This is a genomic window from Chroococcidiopsis sp. CCALA 051 (genome assembly GCF_003015105.1).
Taxonomy (GTDB): Bacteria; Cyanobacteriota; Cyanobacteriia; order Cyanobacteriales; family Chroococcidiopsidaceae; genus Chroococcidiopsis; species Chroococcidiopsis thermalis.
The window spans coordinates 25,844-46,007 of the sequence record NZ_PYCI01000041.1; the positions used below are offsets into that span (position 1 = coordinate 25,844).

Consider the following 20,164-nt stretch of genomic DNA (forward strand, 5'->3'; position numbering starts at 1 on the left):
ACCAATGACCAATGACCAATGACCAATCATGCTAAAAGGCTCCATCTTACAACAGCTCAAATCAGCACTCGAAAACACGAATCGACCCCTTAACCTGGGTGTCTACTATAAAAACACCTTGGTCGCCCTGTGTCATGCCCTAGAAGACTGCATTTTGGTCTCTGGTAGCCAACCGTTAGTCATTACGGCTTTTCAACGGGGTAAATGGTATTTGCAAGAAGCAGAACGATACCACGATTTAGCCCAAAAATCCCGCCATGTGGCGATTATGGCAGCTCCAGATACGGGCTTTGCCGACCATCCTACCAGCAAATTACCAAATGTAGACTTAGTAGCGTTGAATCCTGAAGACCCAGTGGCGCAAGAATGGCATTTGATAATTCTTGCGCCTAGCTACACGGCAATGGTACTTTGTCAAGAGTTATCCGAAGCAGATTACGGAGTCGGAGGTATACCAACAGCCGATCTGGAGCGTAAATTTTACGGATTTTGGACGTTTGAGCCAGCCAGGGTAGAGAAAACCGTCGAACTGGCGATCGCCCACATTAATAGTTACAACCCTGAACTTGCCCAACAGCTCAAATCTCACGTCCAGGCGATCGCTCAAGAGACTTCCCAAGCAGAACCGGACGATTTGAATACAATCGTTTCTCGCGTGGTCGATTACCTCCAAACCAGCGAATATAGCATCAAGCAGATAGAACATCACCAGATATTAGATAGCAATTTAGTTTCCAACGAATTACAAGCCTTCCTCCGCTTAGGACAACTGATCGATCTTGCCGATACGGGCAACCCCCTCGCCGCCGCAGAAGTCGCCGCGATCGCCGAAATTATGGGGCAATTACTCAATCTCCCTGCTTGGCAGGTCAAGCGCCTGCGCCTAGCCAGTCTACTCCATCGCATCGCCCCCCATTCGGTCAACGTGCAATATGGCGAAGCCCCCAGTTGTCCCCTCATCCCAGCCGCCCAAGTTTTGCGTACCATGCCTCGCCTGAGCGCGATCGCTCAAATTATCAACCATTTCTCAGAACATTGGGATGGTAGCGGAGAGCCAGCTGGTTTAATTGGGGAGACAATCCCGTTAGAGTCGCGAATTTTAGGCTTAGTGACAGATTTTCAGCAGCGTTTTACCCATCTATCCCAATCCCATACCAGAGAGGAAGCTTTATCAACTGCTTTCGCTCAATGTCAGCAAGAACAGGGCAAAGCTTGGGAACCAAAACTTGTAGATACCCTAGAATTACTCGTGCGCGGGATGCAACAGGGTTTAACCTTACCCGTCTCCCCCACAAAAATTAGTAGCAGCATGTGGTTGATTGAAGAGAATTCGGAATTCGGAATTCGGAATTCGGAATTCGGAATTAAATAAACTTCTCACCGCCGTTCTCCGTTCACTGATAACTGATAACTGAATATGATTGATTCGATTGCAGCAATTAGAGAAGGAAAAGTTAAGCAATTACCAGGAGCCAATTTAGAAGATGAAGATCTAGCAGGGTTAAATCTGGCGGAAATGAATTTGGCGGGGGCTAATTTAGTCGGAGCCGATTTTTCTGGCTCCAAGTTAGAACGATCGCGTCTGGAAGGCGCTAACCTTCTCGGTAGCAAGCTGTACGGTGCAGATTTACGCGCTAACTTTTTGGGAGCCAATTTGATGCAGGCTGACATGACAAGTGCCGATCTGCGAGGCAGTAACCTCCGAGGCGCAAATTTGATGGGCGCGAAATTATCCCAAAGCGCGATCGCCGGAGCATTTTTGAGTGGGGCAAACCTGATGAGTGCTAACTTACAAGGCGCAGATCTCAGGGGTGCAGACTTACGGGGTGTCAATCTTTCTAATGCAAATTTACAAGGAGCCAATCTCACTCAGGCAGATTTACAGGGCGCTTTGTTAAATGAAGCTAATTTAGAAGAAGCGGACTTGCGGGGAGCAAATTTGGCGGGTGCTAACCTTTCAGGTGCTAATCTTCTGTGTGCGGAGTTGGAAGGAACTAATCTTGTAGGAGTTAATTTGGCTGGTGCTTGCTTGTTAGGAACCGTGGTGAAACAGTAACCAGTTATCAGTAATCAGTGACCAGCGATCGATGACTAGCTAATAGTAACCGATACCTAACTATTACTATTTACCAATTAAGCATTGACTTTTTCAGTGTTAGTACTGTAGCCTTGGCATGGCTGCTAGTATAGATTTATATTTTTAAAAAATAAATAGAAATGGCGAGCAGCCGTTTTCGGATGAGCGATCGCCCGACTGGATTTGATTCAATTCAGAATTGCAGTATTTCCCGAACAAGTTCCCGAACAAAACGACTCCTATTTAGTAGGAGTCGATACAGAAAGCGATCGCCAATGCGTGCAGGATTTATTCGTTTGTTTGTAGGAATCAGTAACATATTTCATCTGGGAAATGGAAGAAATTGAATGACAAACAGTCCTATTCGTTCTCAAGAAGAGTTTCTGGTATTTGGCGCGCCTGTTATTGAAGCAGCAGAAATAGAAGAAGCGATCGCAACGCTCAAAAGTGGCTGGTTGGGAACAGGACCTAAGGTAGCTCAGTTTGAGCGAGATTTTGGGGTATATAAAGGAGCAGATAATGCGATCGCCGTGAATTCCTGTGGCGCAGCACTACACTTGAGCCTACTCGCGGCTTCCTTACAACCAGGAGATGAAGTCATTACCAGTCCCCTGACGTTTTGCGCCACGATCAACGCCATTACTCATGTGGGCGCGACACCCGTGCTAGCAGATGTCGATCCCGTCACGATGAATATCGATCCTGTCCAAGTTCAAGCAAAAATTACCCCTAGAACAAAGGCGATCCTACCCGTTCACTTTGCAGGTAGACCCTGTGATATGGATGCTTTATGTAATCTTGCTTTGCGCTACGGCTTGAAGATAATTGAGGATTGCGCCCACGCGATTGAAACAGAATATAAAGGTAAAAAAACAGGCACTTTTGGCGATTTTGGCTGTTTTAGTTTTTATGCCACCAAAAATATTTGTACGGGCGAAGGCGGCATGATTTTAGCGCGTAACTCCGAAGATGCCACCCGAATCAGAGCGCTGAGCTTGCATGGCATTAGTAAAGATGCTTGGAAGCGGTTTGGCGAAGAAGGATACAAACACTATCAAGTTTTGGAAAGCGGATTTAAATACAACATGATGGATCTACAAGCTGCCCTTGGCATCCATCAACTGAAGCAAGTAGAATCTCGCTGGCAGCGCCGTCAAGAGATTTGGCAGCACTACAATTGCGCTTTTGCCGATCTCCCCTTGGTACTTCCAGCAAAACCAGAACCCCATACTCGCCATGCCTATCATCTTTATCCGGTACTTATTGACGAGCAGAAAACTGGATGCGATCGCGACACTTTTCTCAATGCGATGACAGCAGAAAACATTGGCGTGGGCGTACACTATCTCAGTATTCCAGAATACGATTACTATCAGCAAAGATTTGGTTGGCAACCAGAAGATTATCCTCAAGCAATGCGAATTGGGCGGCAGACAGTAAGTCTGCCGCTTTCTGCAAAGTTGACTCGCCAAGATGAATTAGATGTCATTCAAGCAGTGAGAAAAGTTCTAGCATCAAGTCAGACTCATGACACTATGAGGGGTGAGAAGAGAGGCACAAGCGAGGGACAAGGAAGACACATAGTAGCGTTCAACCAACAACTGTCAACTGTTAACCATCTTCGCGCAGTGTAGCGGAGCGTTTGCTGTCAACCAACCCAATCTAGGATTGCTGGATGAATGAAACTAGTTTCAGTCATTGTTTTAATTTACGATAGCGAAAAATATATCGCTGCGACACTAGAATCCGTGTTGACTCAGACATATAAATATATTGAAGTGTTGCTGGTTGACGATGGTTCTCCAGATAAAAGTATAGAAATTTGTCAGCAATTTAACGACCCAAGAATTAGAATTATTCGCCAACAAAATCGCGGCTTGCCAGGAGCGAGAAACGCAGGTATTCGGCAAGCAAAAGGAGATTATTTAGCATTTATTGATGGTGATGACTTGTGGCAACGGGATAAATTAGAGCATCACGTCAATCATCTCGCTAATTCTACAGAAGTTGGAGTTAGTTTCAGCCGTTCTGCTTTTATCGACGAAGCAGGTAAATTTTTAGGCTCGTATCAAACACCGAAACTTAAGGGAATTACCCCCTCATATCTAATGCGGTGTAATCCTGTAGGCAACGGTTCGGCTGCTGTCGTCAGACGGGAAGTCTTTGCCGCGATCGCATTTTCACCTCGCCAATATTCATTAGACTGCTACTTTGACGAACAATTTCGTTATTCTGGCGGCGATGTCGATCTGTGGTTGCGAATCTTATTGCAAACCAAATGGCAAATTGAAGGAATTCCCGAAGCTTTAACTTTATATCGCGTTCACTCTAGCGGACTCTCAGCTCAATTAGATCGACAATTGGCAGCAGGAGAACAATTAATTGCCAAATTTCATACTTACGCAACCCAACTAGATAGGAATTGGGAGGCGGTGATGAGAGCGTATCACTTACGCTATCTAGCTCGGAGTGCGATTCGCTGGAAATCCGACGCGATCGCGATTCAATTGATGCATCAAGCCATAGCTTCCTATTGGCGGATCGTTCTAGAATCACCACGCCAAACTGTGATGACACTTATTGCGGCTTACCTATTGTTACTCATTCCCCGCCGCTTGCGCGCTCATTTTGAGGTCATAGTCGGACAGCCAACAACAATTTTCCAAAAAGTAAGGACTAGGATAAGAATTCAGAATTAAGCGCTTGCTTGTAAGTTGTAAGTCGGAATTCCACTATCTCTAACTACTCTTTAGATAGAGAAACTCTTATTCTTATGGAGGTAGTGGCAATGTTGTGATTGGGTGTAATCTTTATGCTGTATTCAAACAGAAATACAGAACCGTCCTATGTTTCCAGAATTCTCGCCACAACCTCGAATCCTGACTAGTCAAAAGCAACATTTACAAACTTGCTTTAATTTACCAACACATGATGAGCGCGTCGAACGAGTTTTTCGCGAAGTGAATAACTTGTTTGCTAGTCAAGAAATTCAGCAACGTTTATTAGAAAAAAGACAACGAGTCGAGCAAAAGAAAAGCCGTGATTGATGCCAGACAACTTGGGGCTCGATCGAGAGATATAAAAGCGCTCGCGCCTACGAGAAGAACGATTAACGCGACTTGTGGCTAAATCTTCTCATGCCCAAAGCGATCGCGCCTAAAAATAACATTCCCATTCCACCAGCGAGAGGATTGCGATCGATACCAGTTAACCATTCTGGGACGCGATCGTTATATTGCACCATTTGCCCGACATTAATTGCGTAATAACCCCAAATTAACCCAGCATGAAGACCAATTGGTAAACCCAAACGACCTTTGCCACAGCGTCTTGCCCATACAAGAGTTAAGCCTAACAACACCAAAGCTGGAAATTGCAGCAGGGTTCGACGAATTTCTGCTAGTGGTTTAATAAAGTGCAGTGCGGCAAATATGCAAGCATTCGCCCAGAGTGCTGTCCGAGGATGGTAATCTCGCTGTAACTCATCTAACAGCCATCCCCGGAAAAGTAACTCTTCCGCAAAACCATAAGCTAGAGCAACGATTAACCCTTCAACGACAAATCGCCATAAAAAAATAGAGGGTTGTCGCCACCATAGCAAACCCAACCATCCTTTTAGCAAAAATAAACTCAAAACACTAGCGACCCCAAGCCCCAAACCTATCAGTAGCTCTTGCCTATTCTGCCTAGTTGTAACCAAACCATATTCTTGTAACACGTGTGGCTGACGATAGATAGACTTTCCCCACAGCCGCAACAGGATAATAAATATCCCATATAGGAACGGCAAGGTGAGAATATTCACTAAGTTTTTGTCATCCACCCACCAATGAATCGGTGCAGCTACAGGCAACCATAGTAGCAGCAGTACTAAGATAAAAATGACCAGCCTCAAGGGAGCTGGGTAGAGGGCTATTCTGGCAAAATTGAATTTTAACAATTAGCAAGTAGTGAGTAGTGAGTGGGGAGTAGTAAGTGGTGAGAGATTCTACACTTACGACTTACTACTTATGACTTCCTATTTACTCATCTGGCTCAATCGTACTGGTCAAACCATGATTTTTGAGGGTTTCACAGTAAAACTCAGCGTGTTCTTGAGCGCAGGTAATGACTAAAGCGATGCCATTTGTATGGGCTTCCATCATAATATCTACTGCTTGTGGCTGGGTGAGGCTGGGTACAGTCTGCATCAATACCTGCACCACATGCTCCATAGGATTAAAGTCATCATTATGAAGCAACACGCGATACCGAGGTGCGAGTTTACGAACTGTTGAACGCTGCTCCAGGGTTTCGACGGACACTGCTTACTCCTCTTGTTCTGACTAACGACTTTTGGTTTAAATCTCGATTGAAACTGATTAACTTATTAAATATTTATAGCATCGAAATCCAACGACCGTAGCGATCGCACATGACTGAAGAACTGGAGGCGAGCTGTGACGAACTCTTTATGTGACTTTCAACCGCGACAAATCGTTTGTACAACCCATCAAGCTACTCACCTATATGCTGAAGTCATTCAAGTAGTGGAATCGCGCCAAATTGGGTGGTTTCGACCTTTACTACTCGTGGAATTTTTTGACGATGAGCAGCTATCGATCTCACCAACACTACTCGACCTCCGTTCTGGAGCCGATCTTCTCTGTCCTCCCTCTTTATTCCGTCCGGCAATTGATACTGAGGTCATACCGTTGCTGATGCAACTGTCAGCTTGGGAACCGCCATTAGAGCACGATCCGGTTGCCTTCAAACGATTGCATCAATTCATTCAACAGGCTTTGCTGCTTGACGAGAAGTGAAGAGGTTGTTAGTTATTGGTTGTTGGAAACCGATCGCTGGTTGCCACTCGTTGCCTGCTGCTCAAAAACTTCTGATATTTCCATTTGAATTTCTGATGCAATCTATAGTAATTTCTAACGATTGATGGGAACTTGGTTGTTATCGTTAATTTCTCATGGCTTAGAATTGGCGATCGGCTGTTGCATAAGTCTTTTGCAAATCAGATCGAATTATCAGAATGCGATCTTTACGGTTAATAACATTCAGAATTCTGATGCTTCAGGATCGAAATTATCAAAAATTAATATGTATTTGAGGAACAAATTGTCTTGTTTTTCGGTCGCGGGGATTTAACCTTCAGACTAGTATCTACTGACAATTGACCGTTATGGATCTCAAGCTATCTATCTAGTGAGTTAGACTCAACTGTATACTCAGTCACACAAACTAGAAAAATCAAGTCAAACTGCTTGCTCTTCTCGGTTTCTACCATCTGGTAGATGTTGATGTATCATGCCAGTAGCGTAGAATCTAGAAATCATTTAACCTGGCTATGTACGAGAGATTGACCTCAATAAAAAGTCAGCAAAAGTTAGTCCTACTGCACGAGATCGCTTGGCAAAAGATTGTTTTGCACGTGAAATTGGTCGATCGGTAGGATGATTCCGCTGAGTGGTATTCTGTTGGTACGAATTTCAATCGCTAATTTGAATCAATCGAGTACTATGTAAATAATTGATGAAGATGTTCTCGTTGGTATAGTTAAATACTTTTTTTTTAGAATAAACGCTGGTAGCTTGGAATCACAATGAATGATTTAATAAATATTTAAGATTTAAGTAACTAAAGAGCTAAATAGAAAAAGCAAGACAAAAGGAAAAATACTTCATATCATAGACCCATTTGATTTCATTAAATTTCGATTTCATCCTATTCAATTTAACCCCATTCGATTTCACCAATTTGCACGGAAGCGTTAATGATGCAAACAATGACTGCTCCTAGAGCTACAGTAATTCGCCCTAACGGTCACTTTAATGCAGCGAATGCCGCTGACTTTCAGCAATACCTGACCGCAGAAGTTACACAGGCAACACACGACTGTGTGGTCGTCAACCTAGAACAAGTAGAGTCGATGGATAGTGCCGGTTTGATGGTATTAGTTCATGGCTTGAGAGTGGCACAATCGCTCGGAAAAAGTTTCCACCTTTGCTCTGTTGCACCTTCAATTCGGATTATCTTTGAGTTGACTCAACTAGATAGCGTATTTGAAATTTTAGATACACCTATAGAGGTTACAGCAGCTTAGCGGGAAGCTAGGTGCGAGCAATTTATGACTATTTGATATATGACTGTCTGATGTTTCGCAGCAGCAGGTACTGTTCTTCCAGACGCGATCGCCGATTGATGCTAGCTTTAGAGTGATAAGTCAGGGATTGGCACGAGAGGCGCAAAGTGGCAGTTGCAGTAGAAACATTACTAACGGCTGAAATTCAACGTCCAGCTCGCTATCTAGGTAACGAGCTGGGAGCTATACGGAAGAATTGGCAATCGGCAGATGTACGCTGGGTACTGACATATCCTGAGTTGTACGAAGTTGGTGCATCTAATCTAGGGCACGTCATTCTATACAATATTTTGAATGCACAGCCTCGCCAAATGTGCGATCGCGCCTACCTCCCAGCGCCCGACCTAGCAGCAAAGCTACGCGAGACGCACACCCCCTTATTTGCTGTTGAATCGAGAAGATCGTTAACAGAATTTGATATTTTAGGCTTCAGCCTCAGTTACGAGTTAGGAGCTACCAATATTTTAGAAATGTTGGATTTAGCTGGTATTCCTCTAACTTGGCGTGAAAGAGCTGAGGGAGCTAAGAGAGATAAGAAAGCTGGGGGAGCTGAGGGAGAAAAACCAAGCGCCACTCACCACTCAAATACCAACTACCAATTACCAATTACCAATTACCAACTACCAATTACCAATTATCCACTCATTTTTGCAGGCGGGCAGACGGCAACATCAAACCCCGAACCCTATGCTGATTTTTTCGATTTTATTGCTTTAGGTGACGGGGAAGAACTGTTACCAGAAATTGGTTTAGTCGTTGCAGAAGGCAAGGCAGCAGGGTTAAATCGAGAAGAACTTTTGCTAGATCTGGCGCAAATCCCAGGGGTCTACGTGCCGCGATTTTACGATCTGGCAATGGATGGTTCCATTCACCCCAATCGTCCAGACGTTCCAGAGAAGATAATTCGGCGCGTTGCTACGCCCATCCCAGCGTATTCTACAGGCTTAGTTCCCTACGTCGAGACAGTCCACGATCGCCTGACGATCGAAATTCGGCGCGGTTGCACTCGCGGCTGTCGCTTTTGCCAACCAGGAATGCTCACCCGTCCCGCACGGGACGTAGAACCGGAGCAGGTTGTCGAGGCGATCGAAACGGGAATGAGGGCAACGGGATACAATGAATTTTCTCTACTTTCCCTCAGTTGTTCCGACTATTTATCTCTTCCTGCCGTAGGAATGGAGATTAAAAACCGCCTGCAAAACGAAAATATTTCCCTTTCGCTTCCTAGTCAGCGAGTAGACCGTTTCGATGAAAATATCGCAAATATTTTGGGGGGTTATCGCCAAAGCGGGTTGACCTTTGCCCCAGAAGCTGGAACCCAACGGATGCGAGATATCGTAAATAAGGGCTTGACGAATGAAGAATTATTGCGAGGCGTAAAAACAGCTTGGGAACAAGGCTGGGACAAAATCAAGCTCTACTTCATGATTGGATTGCCTGGGGAAACAGATATCGATGTGTTGGGGATCGCGGAAACCGTCGCATGGCTACAAAGGGAATGTCGCGCTCAAGGTAGAAAACCTTTAGCATTTAACTTAACAATTTCCAACTTTACACCCAAACCCCACACCCCGTTTCAATGGCATTCTGTTTCTACAGGCGAATTCCAGCGCAAGCAAGAATTATTACGCCAAGAGTTTCGGCGCATGAGAGGAGTCAAAGTTAATTTTACCGACGTGCGGATCTCGGCAATGGAAGACTTCATCGGACGAGGCGATCGCCGTTTGTCTGCTGTATTACGTCGCGCTTGGGAACTGGGTGCGGGAATGGACTCGTGGTACGACAGCGTAGAGAGAGCGTATAACGCTTGGGGACAAGCGATCGCCGAATCCGGCTTAACCTGGAAGTATCGTCAAGTCGAGCAAGGCGAGTGGAATTTAATGCAAGGGAGAAGGGAGCAGGGTAAGAGAGCTGAGGGAGTTGAGGGGGCTGAGGGAGACGAGGAAACTATTCTAGTCACCAGCCACCAGCCACCAGCCACTTTCTTTCCCGACTCCCTAGATCGTCCTTTACCTTGGGATCGGATCGACACGGGGATCGAGAAAAAGTGGCTCAAGGAAGATCTGCAACGCGCTATGGAGGCTGCAACCGTCCCCGATTGCTCTTTTGATGGTTGTTCTCACTGCGGCGTTTGTGGAATCGATTTCGGTCACAACATTGTCATCGAACCACCACCAATTCCCCAATTTGCCGGACAGTACGTTCCTAACAATACCAAAGTTCAAAGACTGCGACTCCGGTTTGGCAAGCTGGGAGATATGGCGCTAGTGAGCCATCTCGACTTGATGCGCCTGTTCGATCGCGCCGTCCGACGAGCCGCATTGCCCGTATCCTTTACAGCCGGATTTAGTCCCAGCCCGAGGATTTCTGTAGCGCTGGCTCTGCCTTTAGGCGTAACGAGTAGTGGAGAGATTGTCGATTTTGAACTAACTCAAATCGTCGAGCCAGCAGTTTTTCGGCAACAACTGAGCAGTCAGTTACCAATAGACATACCTATATACGATGCGATCGCGCTCGATTTAAAAGCACCTGCGGCAATGAAGACTTTAACGGGAGCAGAGTACATCCTGACAATAGCGGCAACTCAAACGACAACACCGACACAACGGCAGGAATGGATAGAAACTATTAAGAATTCAACCGAAATTTGGTGGGAGCAGACAACAAAATCTAAGAAAACTTATCAGGTGAACTTGCGCGATCGCCTATTTGAATTAGAATTAGTTCCACCACACAACCCAGATACAGGAGAACCAGACAATACCTTTAACTTGCGCTATACGGGTAGTTGCTCTCAAGACGGCAATCACCTGAAACCAGAACACGTCACGTTCATCCTAGAGCAAGTTGCCCGCCAAGAAATCCAACTGCTCCACATCCATCGCCAGCAACTCATTTTCCAGTGACCAGTGACCAGTGAGCAGTAACCAGTTATCAGGGAGCAGGGAACAGGGAACAGTTACTTACGAATTACGACTTACAACTTACGACTTCTCTAATTAATTGCTTTTTCTCAAGCATGAGTTAAAATTGAGCTAACAGAAGTTTTCTAGCGCTGCATTGGATTTCCGATTCGCTCTCCCAAATGGGACACTAGCGAGAATTATTGAGAAGCATCCACGATTCTTTTGCATAGCACTTGAAGCGGAGTGGTCGTCTCATTAGTCGCTAAGAGCGTTTCTTGAAGCCAGTGACAGGCAAAACAGGCTTTTTAGGTGTCTGTGAATTAGGTGTCTGCGAACTAATATTGTGCTCCTGTCCGCAAATCAAGGAAGGGAGACAAGATTAAAACTACAAAACATGCTCGGTTCTCAGAGCAGACTTATGTATGCAGCAGTTTTGAAAACATTTTGTTATGCTTTTAAACTGCCAGCATCTTTAGATTTAGTTGCGATCGAGCGTGGTGAGCGCCACTATTATTTCCAGCAGCGCCTACCTTCAGTCAATCGAAGCGAGAGAGGAGACCTCAAAGCTTCTGATGCTGCGAATTTTTGAGGGAATTGAATGCCAAAACAAATTATCATAGCAGAGCAGCATCACATTGCTGCTGTTTTTTCAGAAGATCAAATTCAAGAACTCGTCGTTGCTACCGGACGACATCAAGTTGGTGATATTTACCTCGGTGTCGTAGAAAACGTTTTACCAGGTATAGATGCAGCTTTCGTAAACATTGGCGATTCAGAACGAAACGGTTTTATCCACGTTACCGATCTCGGACCGTTAAAGCTAAAACGGACTGCGGCAGCGATTACAGAACTACTCGCACCGCAGCAAAAAGTCTTAGTCCAGGTTATGAAAGAGCCGACGGGCAATAAAGGACCCAGGCTCACGGGTAATATAACTTTACCCAGTCGCTACGTAGTTTTGATGCCGTTTGGACGGGGAGTTAACTTATCGCAACGGATCAGAAATGAAAACGAGCGCAACCGCTTGCGGGCTTTAGCAATTTTAATTAAACCTGCTGGCATGGGCTTGTTAATTCGTACCGAAGCCGAAGGCAAGCCAGAAGAAGCAATTATTGAAGACCTAGAGGCGATCCAAAAACAGTGGGAAGAGGTGTTATTGAAAGCGCAATCTACCCGCGCTCCCTCTTTACTTAACCGCGATGACGATTTTATTCAGCGCGTCTTGCGAGATATGTATGGCTCGGACGTAAATCGCATCGTGGTAGACTCTGCTACCGGACTCAAGCGGGTCAAGCAATACTTGATGAACTGGGGTGGCGGACAGCCGCCTCAAGGGTTGTTGATCGACCACCATCGCGATCGCATTCCCATTTTGGAATATTTCCGCATCAATGCCGCAATTCGCGAAGCCCTCAAACCGCGAGTTGAGTTGCCCTCTGGTGGTTATATCATTATTCAACCGACGGAAGCATTAACGGTCATTGATGTAAACTCTGGTTCCTTCACTCGTTCCGCTACAGCAAGAGAAACCGTACTGTGGACGAACTGCGAAGCGGCAACAGAAATTGCCCGACAGTTGCGCTTGCGTAACCTGGCAGGGGTGATCGTGGTAGATTTCATTGATATGGAATCGCGTCGCGACCAGTTACAAGTCTTAGAGCATTTTAATAAAGCCTTAAGAGCGGACAAAGCCAGACCGCAAATTGCCCAACTGTCAGAATTGGGTTTAGTCGAACTGACCCGCAAACGCCAAGGTCAAAATATTTACGAACTCTTTGGGCGCACCTGTCCTACATGCGGCGGCTTAGGACATGTCGTACACCTGCCAGGAGAATCGGAAGAACGAGAAGTATCAATGCCATCAGCAGCACGAGAACCCGAGTGGTCAGCCCCACAGCCAGCGCGGGACTCATACCGCGTCATGCCCAACCCTCGGTCAGTAGAACCCCGCGAAAGCAATACTAGTAGTAGTAGTAGTTGGGGATTGGAAGCAGAAAGTTTTAGTAACGATTTCGATAGCGATCGCCAAGACTTAATGCCGATCAACCATCCTAATTATCAAGAAATTGGCGACGCGGGAAATAATCGGCGGCGGCGGCGGCGGCGCATCGGCGAGGGGGGCTATAAAGAAGAAAATCCACGGGCAGCGACTAATTCGCTTACCCTGCTCAACGACCGAGATACAGAACCAGATGTAGAATCGGAAGGGGCAATTGCCACTGAAGTTTCCTATGGCGATCGCCGCGATGCTGCAGGCGGAACGCTAAGTCGCGACCATCGTGGCTGGGTAGAAAAACCAGAGCGGTCTAAACCCATAAAGCCGGAACCCGTCAAAGTCGCGATCGATCCACCAGAAACAATTGTGGTGGAAATGACACCCGAGGAACAGGAAATTTACGCCGTCATGGGCGTATCGCCCCTAGTACGCTTAGACAGGGAAGTGAAAAATCCCAAATCTGCGATCGTGCAAGTCGTTTTGCCCGGGCAAGCACCTCCTTTGCCTCAAAGCGAAAATGGCACAACGTCCGATTCAGAAGTATCTACCATTAACACTGACAGCGTGGCTGCTGCCGATCCTCCGGTTATAGCTGCAATTTCTGAAAACACTGAATTGGAACTACCAGCGCTAGAAGACAGCGAAACCGATCGCAAAACTCCAGTCCGTCGCCGTCGCCGTCGTTCTTCGGCAGATGGTGACGAGTAGATTCTGTGTAAAGATCTCTCCAACCCCTCTTAAAAAGGGGGCTTGTGTATAGTGTAGGGTGGGCGATGCCCACCTACTTTTTTCGATTGACTATTATGCCTGAGTCATCGTCCATTCAAAAACTGAAATCTAAAGTTCAAAAATCTAAAATTCAAAATGGCATTACCCAGGACTTTGACTCAGGGTTAAGCGATCGATACTCTATCCTCATAGCTGGAGTGGATGAAGTAGGCAGAGGTGCTTTATTTGGTCCAGTGGTAGCAGCGGCAGTAGTTTTACCTCCATCAGCCTTGAAGGAATTAGTAGCAGCCCAGATTAGAGATAGCAAAAAACTATCGCGCGATCGCCGTTTGAAATTAGCAGCCCATATTTGTCAGGTAGCACTTGATTGGCGGATTGGTTTTGCGACCTCTGCCGAAATCGATCGCATTAATATCTTGCAAGCATCGTTACTAGCCATGAAACGGGCAGTCCTGAAACTAAAAATTCAGCCCGAACTATGCTTAGTCGATGGCAGACAACCCATTAAAGATTTATTGATCCCGCAACAGGCGATCGTGAAAGGAGACGAGCAATCTTTGGCGATCGCTTCTGCTAGTATCGTCGCTAAAGTGTGGCGCGATGCCCTAATTACTCGCCTTGCAGTCAAATATCCCCAGTACGATTTAGTCACAAATAAAGGATACGGCACTCAGCGACACATCGAGGGATTGCAACAACACGGTCCCTGTCGCTTGCATCGGCTGACTTTTCGTCCCTGCCAACTGAAGAAAGTCGGGAGTCGGGAGCAGGGGAACAGAGGAGCAGAGGAGCAATTCACGCATTAGTTCCGAATTCCGAATTCGGAATTCCGAATTCTCCCCACGCACCACTCGCTTTAAGCCTCGCTTACTGGTAACTGGTAACTGGTGACTGGTAACTGATTCTGATTGTCGTTGACCCAGCTGCGATAGTCGGTTAAAAGTTGATGTAGCAATCGTTGCTTAATCGTCACCAACACGCTTTTGAGTAAGCCATTGCCAGTAGTCTCTACGATTGGTTGGGGTGTCATATTCAAAGGAAAGGGCAGTTCAACCTTTACCTCTAAATCCGCCTTACCTTTCAGTAGGGTAATATTCTGATGTTGATATGGAGATAAATGACCTTGAAGATTTAATTCAAAACGTTGGTTGATGTAATCTAATCCTAAAATTTCACAAGCAACCGATCGCAAATTCACCGTACCGTTCGGTTCCGTCCACACTTTCAAGTCTGCGGTTGGTTGAATGTTCAGGGTCATAAATGAGAGCGGACGGATCTTCAACCGAAAGCTTTCACAATCTAACTGCTCGATCCGGCTGGGGTCTACCAGAGCTTTTACCAAACGTTGGGGTTGACGCAGGTAGTGTTGGATCGGTACGGGTTGTTCTGGGACAACAATTTCTACAGACTGAGAGGCGGTGAACCGAGTATACATGGGTTGCAATGTTGCCTATAGAGAGAATTTATAGTTTCTTTAAGCCCATGAGTTCATCCTACTGGAATTCAGTCCAAAAGATGAACGAATCATGAAGGTAATCTTTACACTTGTTAATGATTATAAAGTACTATGAAGTTCTTTGCTCAAATCAGTTGTCAGTTATCAGTGGTGCGTGGTCACTGGTCACTGGTCACTGGTCACTGATAGCTGCTCCCTACTCCCTGCTATATTGAGTTATGACTTTTAGCGGCGCTAGCAGGCGAACATGACCGTATCGATCGCCCATTTGGGACCCAGTGGCACTTATTCCGAACAAGCTGCGATCGCCTATCGCAATCGATTGCAACAGGAAGGACAAGAGACAGTCTTGCATCCCTACCCCAGCATTCCTCAAACTCTCAAGGCTGTGGCGCAAGGAGAAGCACAGATTGCTGTCGTACCAGTCGAGAATTCGATTGAGGGCAGTGTTGCCGTCACCTTAGATATGATGTGGCTGTTGGATACTCTACAAATTCAACTAGCTTTAGTCTTGCCAATTGCCCATGTTTTGCTTTCCCACGCTCAAAGTCTGGATACGCTACAAGTCGTCTATTCTCATCCTCAAGCACTGGCACAGTGTCAGTTGTGGTTTACACAATTTTTGCCACATGTCCAATTGATTCCGACAAATTCTACAACTGAAGCATTACAGCACTTAGAGCGGGAGAAAACTGCGGGGGCAATATCTTCCCTACGGGCAGCAAAACTTTATAACTTACCCGTGTTAGCTAGTGGTATCTCTGACTATCCTGATAATTGCACGCGGTTTTGGGTACTCAGTCGTCAGTCCTCAACCGTAGGCAGTCACACGTCTCTAGCTTTTAGTTTACCCGCCAACGTTCCAGGTGCATTGGTAAAACCACTTCAGGTATTTGCCCAAAGAAATATCAATCTCAGCCGGATTGAGTCTCGTCCGACTAAGCGATCGCTAGGAGAATATCTCTATTTTATTGACTTGGAAGGTGACTCTCATAACAGTGCTGTGGAGTCAGCTTTAACAGAATTAACGGCACATACAGAAATCTTAAAGAATTTTGGCAGCTACAAAGTCGTGTTGCTCAACCAAAACAACTAGGCAGGATGAATAGAGAATAGCAATTTTTCACAAGTATGGCGATCGCTTTCATATTTGTGGCGATCGTATTGCAATACTTAGAAACATTAGCACTAGCGATCCACTGATATGAGATCCTAAAAAATAGAAAACGTGATTAATAATGATTTAAGAAAATGGCACAACAGCAATCGACCGTTGTTATTACAGGAACTTCTTCGGGTGTTGGTTTGTATGCAGCAAAAGCCTTCGCTAAACGAGGTTGGTATGTCGTTATGGGATGTCGGGATATACCCAAAACAAAAGCTGCGGCTCAGAGTGTCAGCATACCGGAAGATAGCTATACGGTCATCCATCTGGACTTAGCTAGTTTAGAGAGCGTGCGACAGTTTGTCAAAGACTTTCGGGCAACAGGCAGACACCTAGATGCTCTGGTGTGCAATGCAGCAATCTATATGCCCTTACTCAAGGAGCCATTACGCAGCCCAGAAGGATATGAGTTAAACGTTGCTACCAATCACCTCGGTCATTTTCTCCTATGCAACCTCATGTTAGAGGATTTGAAGAATTCGCCAGCTACGGATAAAAGGCTTGTCATTTTGGGAACCGTAACCCACAATCCAGACGAACTGGGTGGGAAGATTCCACCGCGTCCAGATTTAGGGAATTTAGATGGTTTTGCAGCTGGATTTAAAGCACCAATTTCGATGATTGACGGCAAGAAATTTGAACCCGTCAAAGCTTACAAAGATAGTAAAGTGTGTAACGTGTTGACAATGCGGGAACTACACCGTCGCTATCATGACTCTACAGGAATTACTTTTACGTCTCTTTATCCTGGTTGCGTTGCTGATACACCACTGTTCCGCAACCACTATCCGCTGTTTCAAAAACTCTTCCCATTGTTTCAAAAACACATCACGGGAGGATATGTATCTCAGGAGTTGGCTGGCGAACGGGTAGCTGCTGTAGTTATCGATCCTGAGTACAAGCAATCTGGTGCTTATTGGAGTTGGGGAAATCGTCAGAAGAAAGAGGGCAAGTCATTCGTACAAAAAGTTTCGCCCCAAGCCCGCGACGATGAAAAGGCAAGAAAAATGTGGGATTTGAGCGAGAAGTTAGTAGGAATTGGGGTTCCGGTGTAGGCTATAGCTTTCTAAAATTGAGCTAAATTTTAAATGCGATCGCCTGTCTTTTTTAGGATGGGCGATCGCTTTTTTAATTGATTTAATTCCACCTGCGCTCGAACTTTACCTACCAATAAAAATCGCTTAGCATTGAATGCGCTCGTACTAATAAATAAACAGTTGAAGTACGATTCCTAATACTTGTCTACAGTTTAGCGATCGGGTGCGCCGTCCCATTAGATCGATGTCATCTTGTTTCTCTAAGCTATACTTCAGATAAAGCGAGCAGCACATTAAGAAAATAAAATGTTTGGATACATTCGTACAAATAGTCGAGAATATATATTAACTCTTGACGAAGTAGCTGTAGCTCCTCAAGCAGGATATGTTTTTTATTTTCCAGATGATGAAAGTTGTAGTGCAGTATTAAATACTTCCGCATTATACGAACGCATGATATTACTATCGCCCGCAGAAATTTTTAGTAGCAATTTTAGTAGATTTCGCTGTTACTATCCTTTCCTTTGGGAACATGAATTCGATAACTTTTATATAGACTACATTGCAATATATTACACTAATAATATCTACAAATTAGAGATTGAACTTTTGTTTGATTTTGACAACTGGAAACAACCTTGGAGCATGGTTGAGCATGGAAAAGAATTTAAACTAGTATTTGATACTCAGAGTTTAGTAGATGCAGAATGTAGGATAGGAGCAGACGATCTAATTCTAAATGGATATTCAGTCTTTTTTGATATTAAAAGTTCATCTGCTCCCCTTAGATTTGAACTTGAAGAAATTATATCAATTCTAAATAAAGTTCACGAGCAAACCTTATTCAATCTCTCTTCAAAAGCGCACTCTAACACTGTCACGGTACAATTCAATTTTCCCGAAGAAGTTAAAAGTGCTTGCAAACAATACCTGGCGTACTTTACTCAATTTCTTCGCGACGTTGGAATAGAAGCTACTGACGAGCTTAAAGAAGAAGCGGATAGCGTTCTGTTCTCAGTTATACCAAGGGATAAAGAAAAAGCTCTAGAAAATATTAAAATAGCATTAGAAGTGTATTTACGCCTCCCTTCCATCCCAACTTTAAACACATCAGGATTTTTAGAGACTAGTATAGAAGAACAGCGATTAAGTGCTAATATTCATCACTTACGAGGTCAATTAGTACTTGCCAGTGCAATAATTCAGTAAAAAGACATATTTATTCAACAGCAACAGACTCTCATACATTCGGGAGAAATTTTGATTCAATCTATTCAAAAAAACGAGCAAAAAAAAGATGACAAGGAAGCACTTGTAGGCAATATGATATCAGTTAAAAAGTTTGAATTGTGGAAATTCCTTGAAGTTAATCTCCCCGAAGGTCTAAGACGCTTGAAGCAGTTTATTAAAGACGAGAGAGTAGACTAATTCGCCTTCGGAGATAGTCGCTTGCCTGCCTCAAGTGACCTGAAGAGTATCCGTAAGGCAGTGATTACAAGTTTAGATTAGGATGAGGGGTATTGAAGATTTAATATGTCAACCACCATTCAAGAAATTTATACTCAGGTTGTTCGTACTTTTTCACCAGCAGAGCGGTTACGCTTGGCAACACTGATTTTAAACGATCTCGTACAACACGATGCCGAGCTTGTTGACCAAAGCGATACATGGACAGAGCAAGATCGACTTGATCTGGTGAAGAAGCAATAATATGAGAATGTCCTTTGTAAAAAATCTTTCATATGACTGAGCGACTTGAGCAGGCGATCGCGCGATTAAAAACCTTGCCCACGGACGAGCAGGATGCGATCGCAACCCTAATTTTGGAAGAACTGGAAGAAGAACAGCGATGGGACGAATCCTTTGCCCGTTCTCCAAACTTGTTGGCTAAACTGGCAGCCGAAGCAATGACAGAGTATCGAGCAGGTAGAACTCAGGAATTAGACCCGGAAACATTGTGAAATCCCGTACCACTGCTCGATTTCGGGAACTGTTTGCTGACCTTCCAGAACCCATTCAAGAGCAGACTCGCAAAGCTTATCGGCAATTTAAGCAAGATCCGAGCTATCCAGGCTTGCGATTCAAGAGAGTTCACCCAAAATTGCCCATCTATTCTGCACGGATCGACAAAGATTATCGTGCTGTTGGTCAATTGGAAGATGATACGGTGATTTGGTTCTGGGTCGGTTCTCATGCAGAATACGATCTGCTGCTTAATCGATTATAGAAACACCAGCTAACAACGCCCGTGAACCCGACCGTATCAGGGTTACTGGTTGAGTCCGAGAGACTGTTAGTGGCGGGTGATGGGCAACGTTAAATTACTGAATTATCGATGAGAAAATGATGAAAGATTATCTATGAAATACGATCGCACTCCCAATTTTAATTATTGAAACTGATTTCGAGTAATTCTCGGCTAGGATCGAGAAACTACGGACAACTTATATTTAAATATCTTAAAATTATGTCTTCAAAACTTCGTGTTATGCATAGCGACCCCGACATATTAGGAGGAACACCTGTATTTATCGGTACTCGCGTACCAGTTAAAACCTTACTCGATTATCTTGAGGCAGGTGACTCGTTGGATGAATTTCTCGATCACTTTCCTAGCGTAAGTCGCGAACAAGCGATCGCAACTCTAGAATTAGCTAAGGAAATGTTG

22 protein-coding genes are annotated in these 20,164 nt (G+C 44.9%); 19 read left to right on the forward strand and 3 right to left on the reverse strand.

Going from position 1 to position 20,164, the window contains the following annotated elements; genetic code table 11:
* Positions 1-28: 28 nt before the first annotated feature.
* The 6 genes from C7Y66_RS12355 to C7Y66_RS12375 all read left to right on the forward strand — a co-directional run bounded on the left by C7Y66_RS12355 (position 29) and on the right by C7Y66_RS12375 (position 5,124).
* Positions 29-1,372 carry a DICT sensory domain-containing protein gene (locus tag C7Y66_RS12355; protein WP_106545799.1) on the forward strand — a complete coding sequence of 448 codons (1,344 nt, stop codon included), beginning with the start codon at positions 29-31 and terminating at the stop codon, positions 1,370-1,372.
* A 45-nt stretch (positions 1,373-1,417) separates the two neighbouring features.
* Positions 1,418-2,056, forward strand: coding sequence for a pentapeptide repeat-containing protein (locus C7Y66_RS12360; RefSeq protein WP_106545800.1), 639 nt, complete (start codon positions 1,418-1,420; stop codon positions 2,054-2,056).
* A gap of 204 nt (positions 2,057-2,260) precedes the next feature.
* Positions 2,261-2,383: a hypothetical protein gene (locus C7Y66_RS32925; protein WP_255409975.1), complete on the forward strand. Its 123-nt coding sequence runs from the start codon at positions 2,261-2,263 to the stop codon at positions 2,381-2,383.
* 41 nt (positions 2,384-2,424) lie between these two features.
* Complete coding sequence (locus C7Y66_RS12365; RefSeq protein ID WP_106545801.1) at positions 2,425-3,711, forward strand: DegT/DnrJ/EryC1/StrS aminotransferase family protein; 1,287 nt, start codon at positions 2,425-2,427, stop codon at positions 3,709-3,711.
* A 45-nt stretch (positions 3,712-3,756) separates the two neighbouring features.
* Complete coding sequence (locus C7Y66_RS12370; RefSeq protein WP_106545802.1) at positions 3,757-4,776, forward strand: glycosyltransferase family 2 protein; 1,020 nt, start codon at positions 3,757-3,759, stop codon at positions 4,774-4,776.
* Positions 4,777-4,923: 147 nt separating this feature from the next.
* Complete coding sequence (locus C7Y66_RS12375) at positions 4,924-5,124, forward strand: hypothetical protein (protein ID WP_106545803.1); 201 nt, start codon at positions 4,924-4,926, stop codon at positions 5,122-5,124.
* 62 nt (positions 5,125-5,186) lie between these two features.
* Here C7Y66_RS12375 and C7Y66_RS12380 read toward each other — a convergent pair whose 3' ends face one another.
* Both C7Y66_RS12380 and clpS read right to left on the reverse strand, forming a co-directional pair.
* Positions 5,187-5,972 carry a CPBP family intramembrane glutamic endopeptidase gene (locus C7Y66_RS12380; protein ID WP_233222651.1) on the reverse strand — a complete coding sequence of 262 codons (786 nt, stop codon included), beginning with the start codon at positions 5,970-5,972 and terminating at the stop codon, positions 5,187-5,189.
* Positions 5,973-6,099: 127 nt separating this feature from the next.
* Positions 6,100-6,381 carry an ATP-dependent Clp protease adapter ClpS gene (clpS, locus tag C7Y66_RS12385; RefSeq protein ID WP_015156315.1) on the reverse strand — a complete coding sequence of 94 codons (282 nt, stop codon included), beginning with the start codon at positions 6,379-6,381 and terminating at the stop codon, positions 6,100-6,102.
* Between the two features lie 135 nt (positions 6,382-6,516).
* Here clpS and C7Y66_RS12390 point away from each other — a divergent pair, with 135 nt between their 5' ends.
* The 6 genes from C7Y66_RS12390 (at position 6,517) to C7Y66_RS12410 (ending at position 14,644) form a co-directional block, all read left to right on the forward strand.
* Positions 6,517-6,879: a hypothetical protein gene (locus C7Y66_RS12390; RefSeq protein WP_015156314.1), complete on the forward strand. Its 363-nt coding sequence runs from the start codon at positions 6,517-6,519 to the stop codon at positions 6,877-6,879.
* Positions 6,880-7,838: 959 nt separating this feature from the next.
* Positions 7,839-8,168, forward strand: a complete 330-nt coding sequence (locus C7Y66_RS12395; RefSeq protein ID WP_015156313.1) for an STAS domain-containing protein — start codon at positions 7,839-7,841, stop codon at positions 8,166-8,168.
* Between the two features lie 146 nt (positions 8,169-8,314).
* Positions 8,315-11,113: a TIGR03936 family radical SAM-associated protein gene (locus tag C7Y66_RS12400; protein WP_106545805.1), complete on the forward strand. Its 2,799-nt coding sequence runs from the start codon at positions 8,315-8,317 to the stop codon at positions 11,111-11,113.
* A 418-nt stretch (positions 11,114-11,531) separates the two neighbouring features.
* Positions 11,532-11,702 carry a hypothetical protein gene (locus tag C7Y66_RS31045; protein WP_015156311.1) on the forward strand — a complete coding sequence of 57 codons (171 nt, stop codon included), beginning with the start codon at positions 11,532-11,534 and terminating at the stop codon, positions 11,700-11,702.
* Positions 11,703-11,711: 9 nt separating this feature from the next.
* Positions 11,712-13,817, forward strand: coding sequence for an Rne/Rng family ribonuclease (locus C7Y66_RS12405; protein ID WP_106545806.1), 2,106 nt, complete (start codon positions 11,712-11,714; stop codon positions 13,815-13,817).
* A 95-nt stretch (positions 13,818-13,912) separates the two neighbouring features.
* Positions 13,913-14,644: a ribonuclease HII gene (locus C7Y66_RS12410; RefSeq protein WP_106168808.1), complete on the forward strand. Its 732-nt coding sequence runs from the start codon at positions 13,913-13,915 to the stop codon at positions 14,642-14,644.
* A gap of 50 nt (positions 14,645-14,694) precedes the next feature.
* Here C7Y66_RS12410 and C7Y66_RS12415 read toward each other — a convergent pair whose 3' ends face one another.
* Positions 14,695-15,273, reverse strand: coding sequence for a DUF1997 domain-containing protein (locus C7Y66_RS12415; RefSeq protein ID WP_106168807.1), 579 nt, complete (start codon positions 15,271-15,273; stop codon positions 14,695-14,697).
* Positions 15,274-15,541: 268 nt separating this feature from the next.
* Between C7Y66_RS12415 and pheA the strand changes: the two genes are divergently transcribed.
* The 7 genes from pheA to C7Y66_RS12445 all read left to right on the forward strand — a co-directional run.
* Positions 15,542-16,390, forward strand: coding sequence for a prephenate dehydratase (gene pheA, locus C7Y66_RS12420; RefSeq protein ID WP_106545807.1), 849 nt, complete (start codon positions 15,542-15,544; stop codon positions 16,388-16,390).
* Between the two features lie 155 nt (positions 16,391-16,545).
* Positions 16,546-17,514 carry a protochlorophyllide reductase gene (locus C7Y66_RS12425; protein ID WP_106545808.1) on the forward strand — a complete coding sequence of 323 codons (969 nt, stop codon included), beginning with the start codon at positions 16,546-16,548 and terminating at the stop codon, positions 17,512-17,514.
* Between the two features lie 288 nt (positions 17,515-17,802).
* Positions 17,803-18,705 (forward strand): hypothetical protein, encoded by a 903-nt coding sequence (locus C7Y66_RS12430; protein ID WP_106545809.1) that lies wholly within the window; start codon positions 17,803-17,805, stop codon positions 18,703-18,705.
* A gap of 324 nt (positions 18,706-19,029) precedes the next feature.
* Positions 19,030-19,206 carry a hypothetical protein gene (locus C7Y66_RS31825; protein ID WP_199197405.1) on the forward strand — a complete coding sequence of 59 codons (177 nt, stop codon included), beginning with the start codon at positions 19,030-19,032 and terminating at the stop codon, positions 19,204-19,206.
* A 32-nt stretch (positions 19,207-19,238) separates the two neighbouring features.
* On the forward strand, positions 19,239-19,457 hold the full coding sequence (locus C7Y66_RS12435; RefSeq protein WP_106545810.1) for a hypothetical protein: 219 nt from the start codon (positions 19,239-19,241) through the stop codon (positions 19,455-19,457).
* Positions 19,454-19,723 carry a type II toxin-antitoxin system RelE/ParE family toxin gene (locus C7Y66_RS12440; RefSeq protein WP_106545811.1) on the forward strand — a complete coding sequence of 90 codons (270 nt, stop codon included), beginning with the start codon at positions 19,454-19,456 and terminating at the stop codon, positions 19,721-19,723. The genes C7Y66_RS12435 and C7Y66_RS12440 overlap by 4 nt, the downstream gene beginning before the upstream one ends.
* 240 nt (positions 19,724-19,963) lie before the next feature.
* A partial coding sequence (locus tag C7Y66_RS12445) for a DUF433 domain-containing protein (protein WP_106545815.1) occupies positions 19,964-20,164 on the forward strand: 201 nt, incomplete at its 3' end.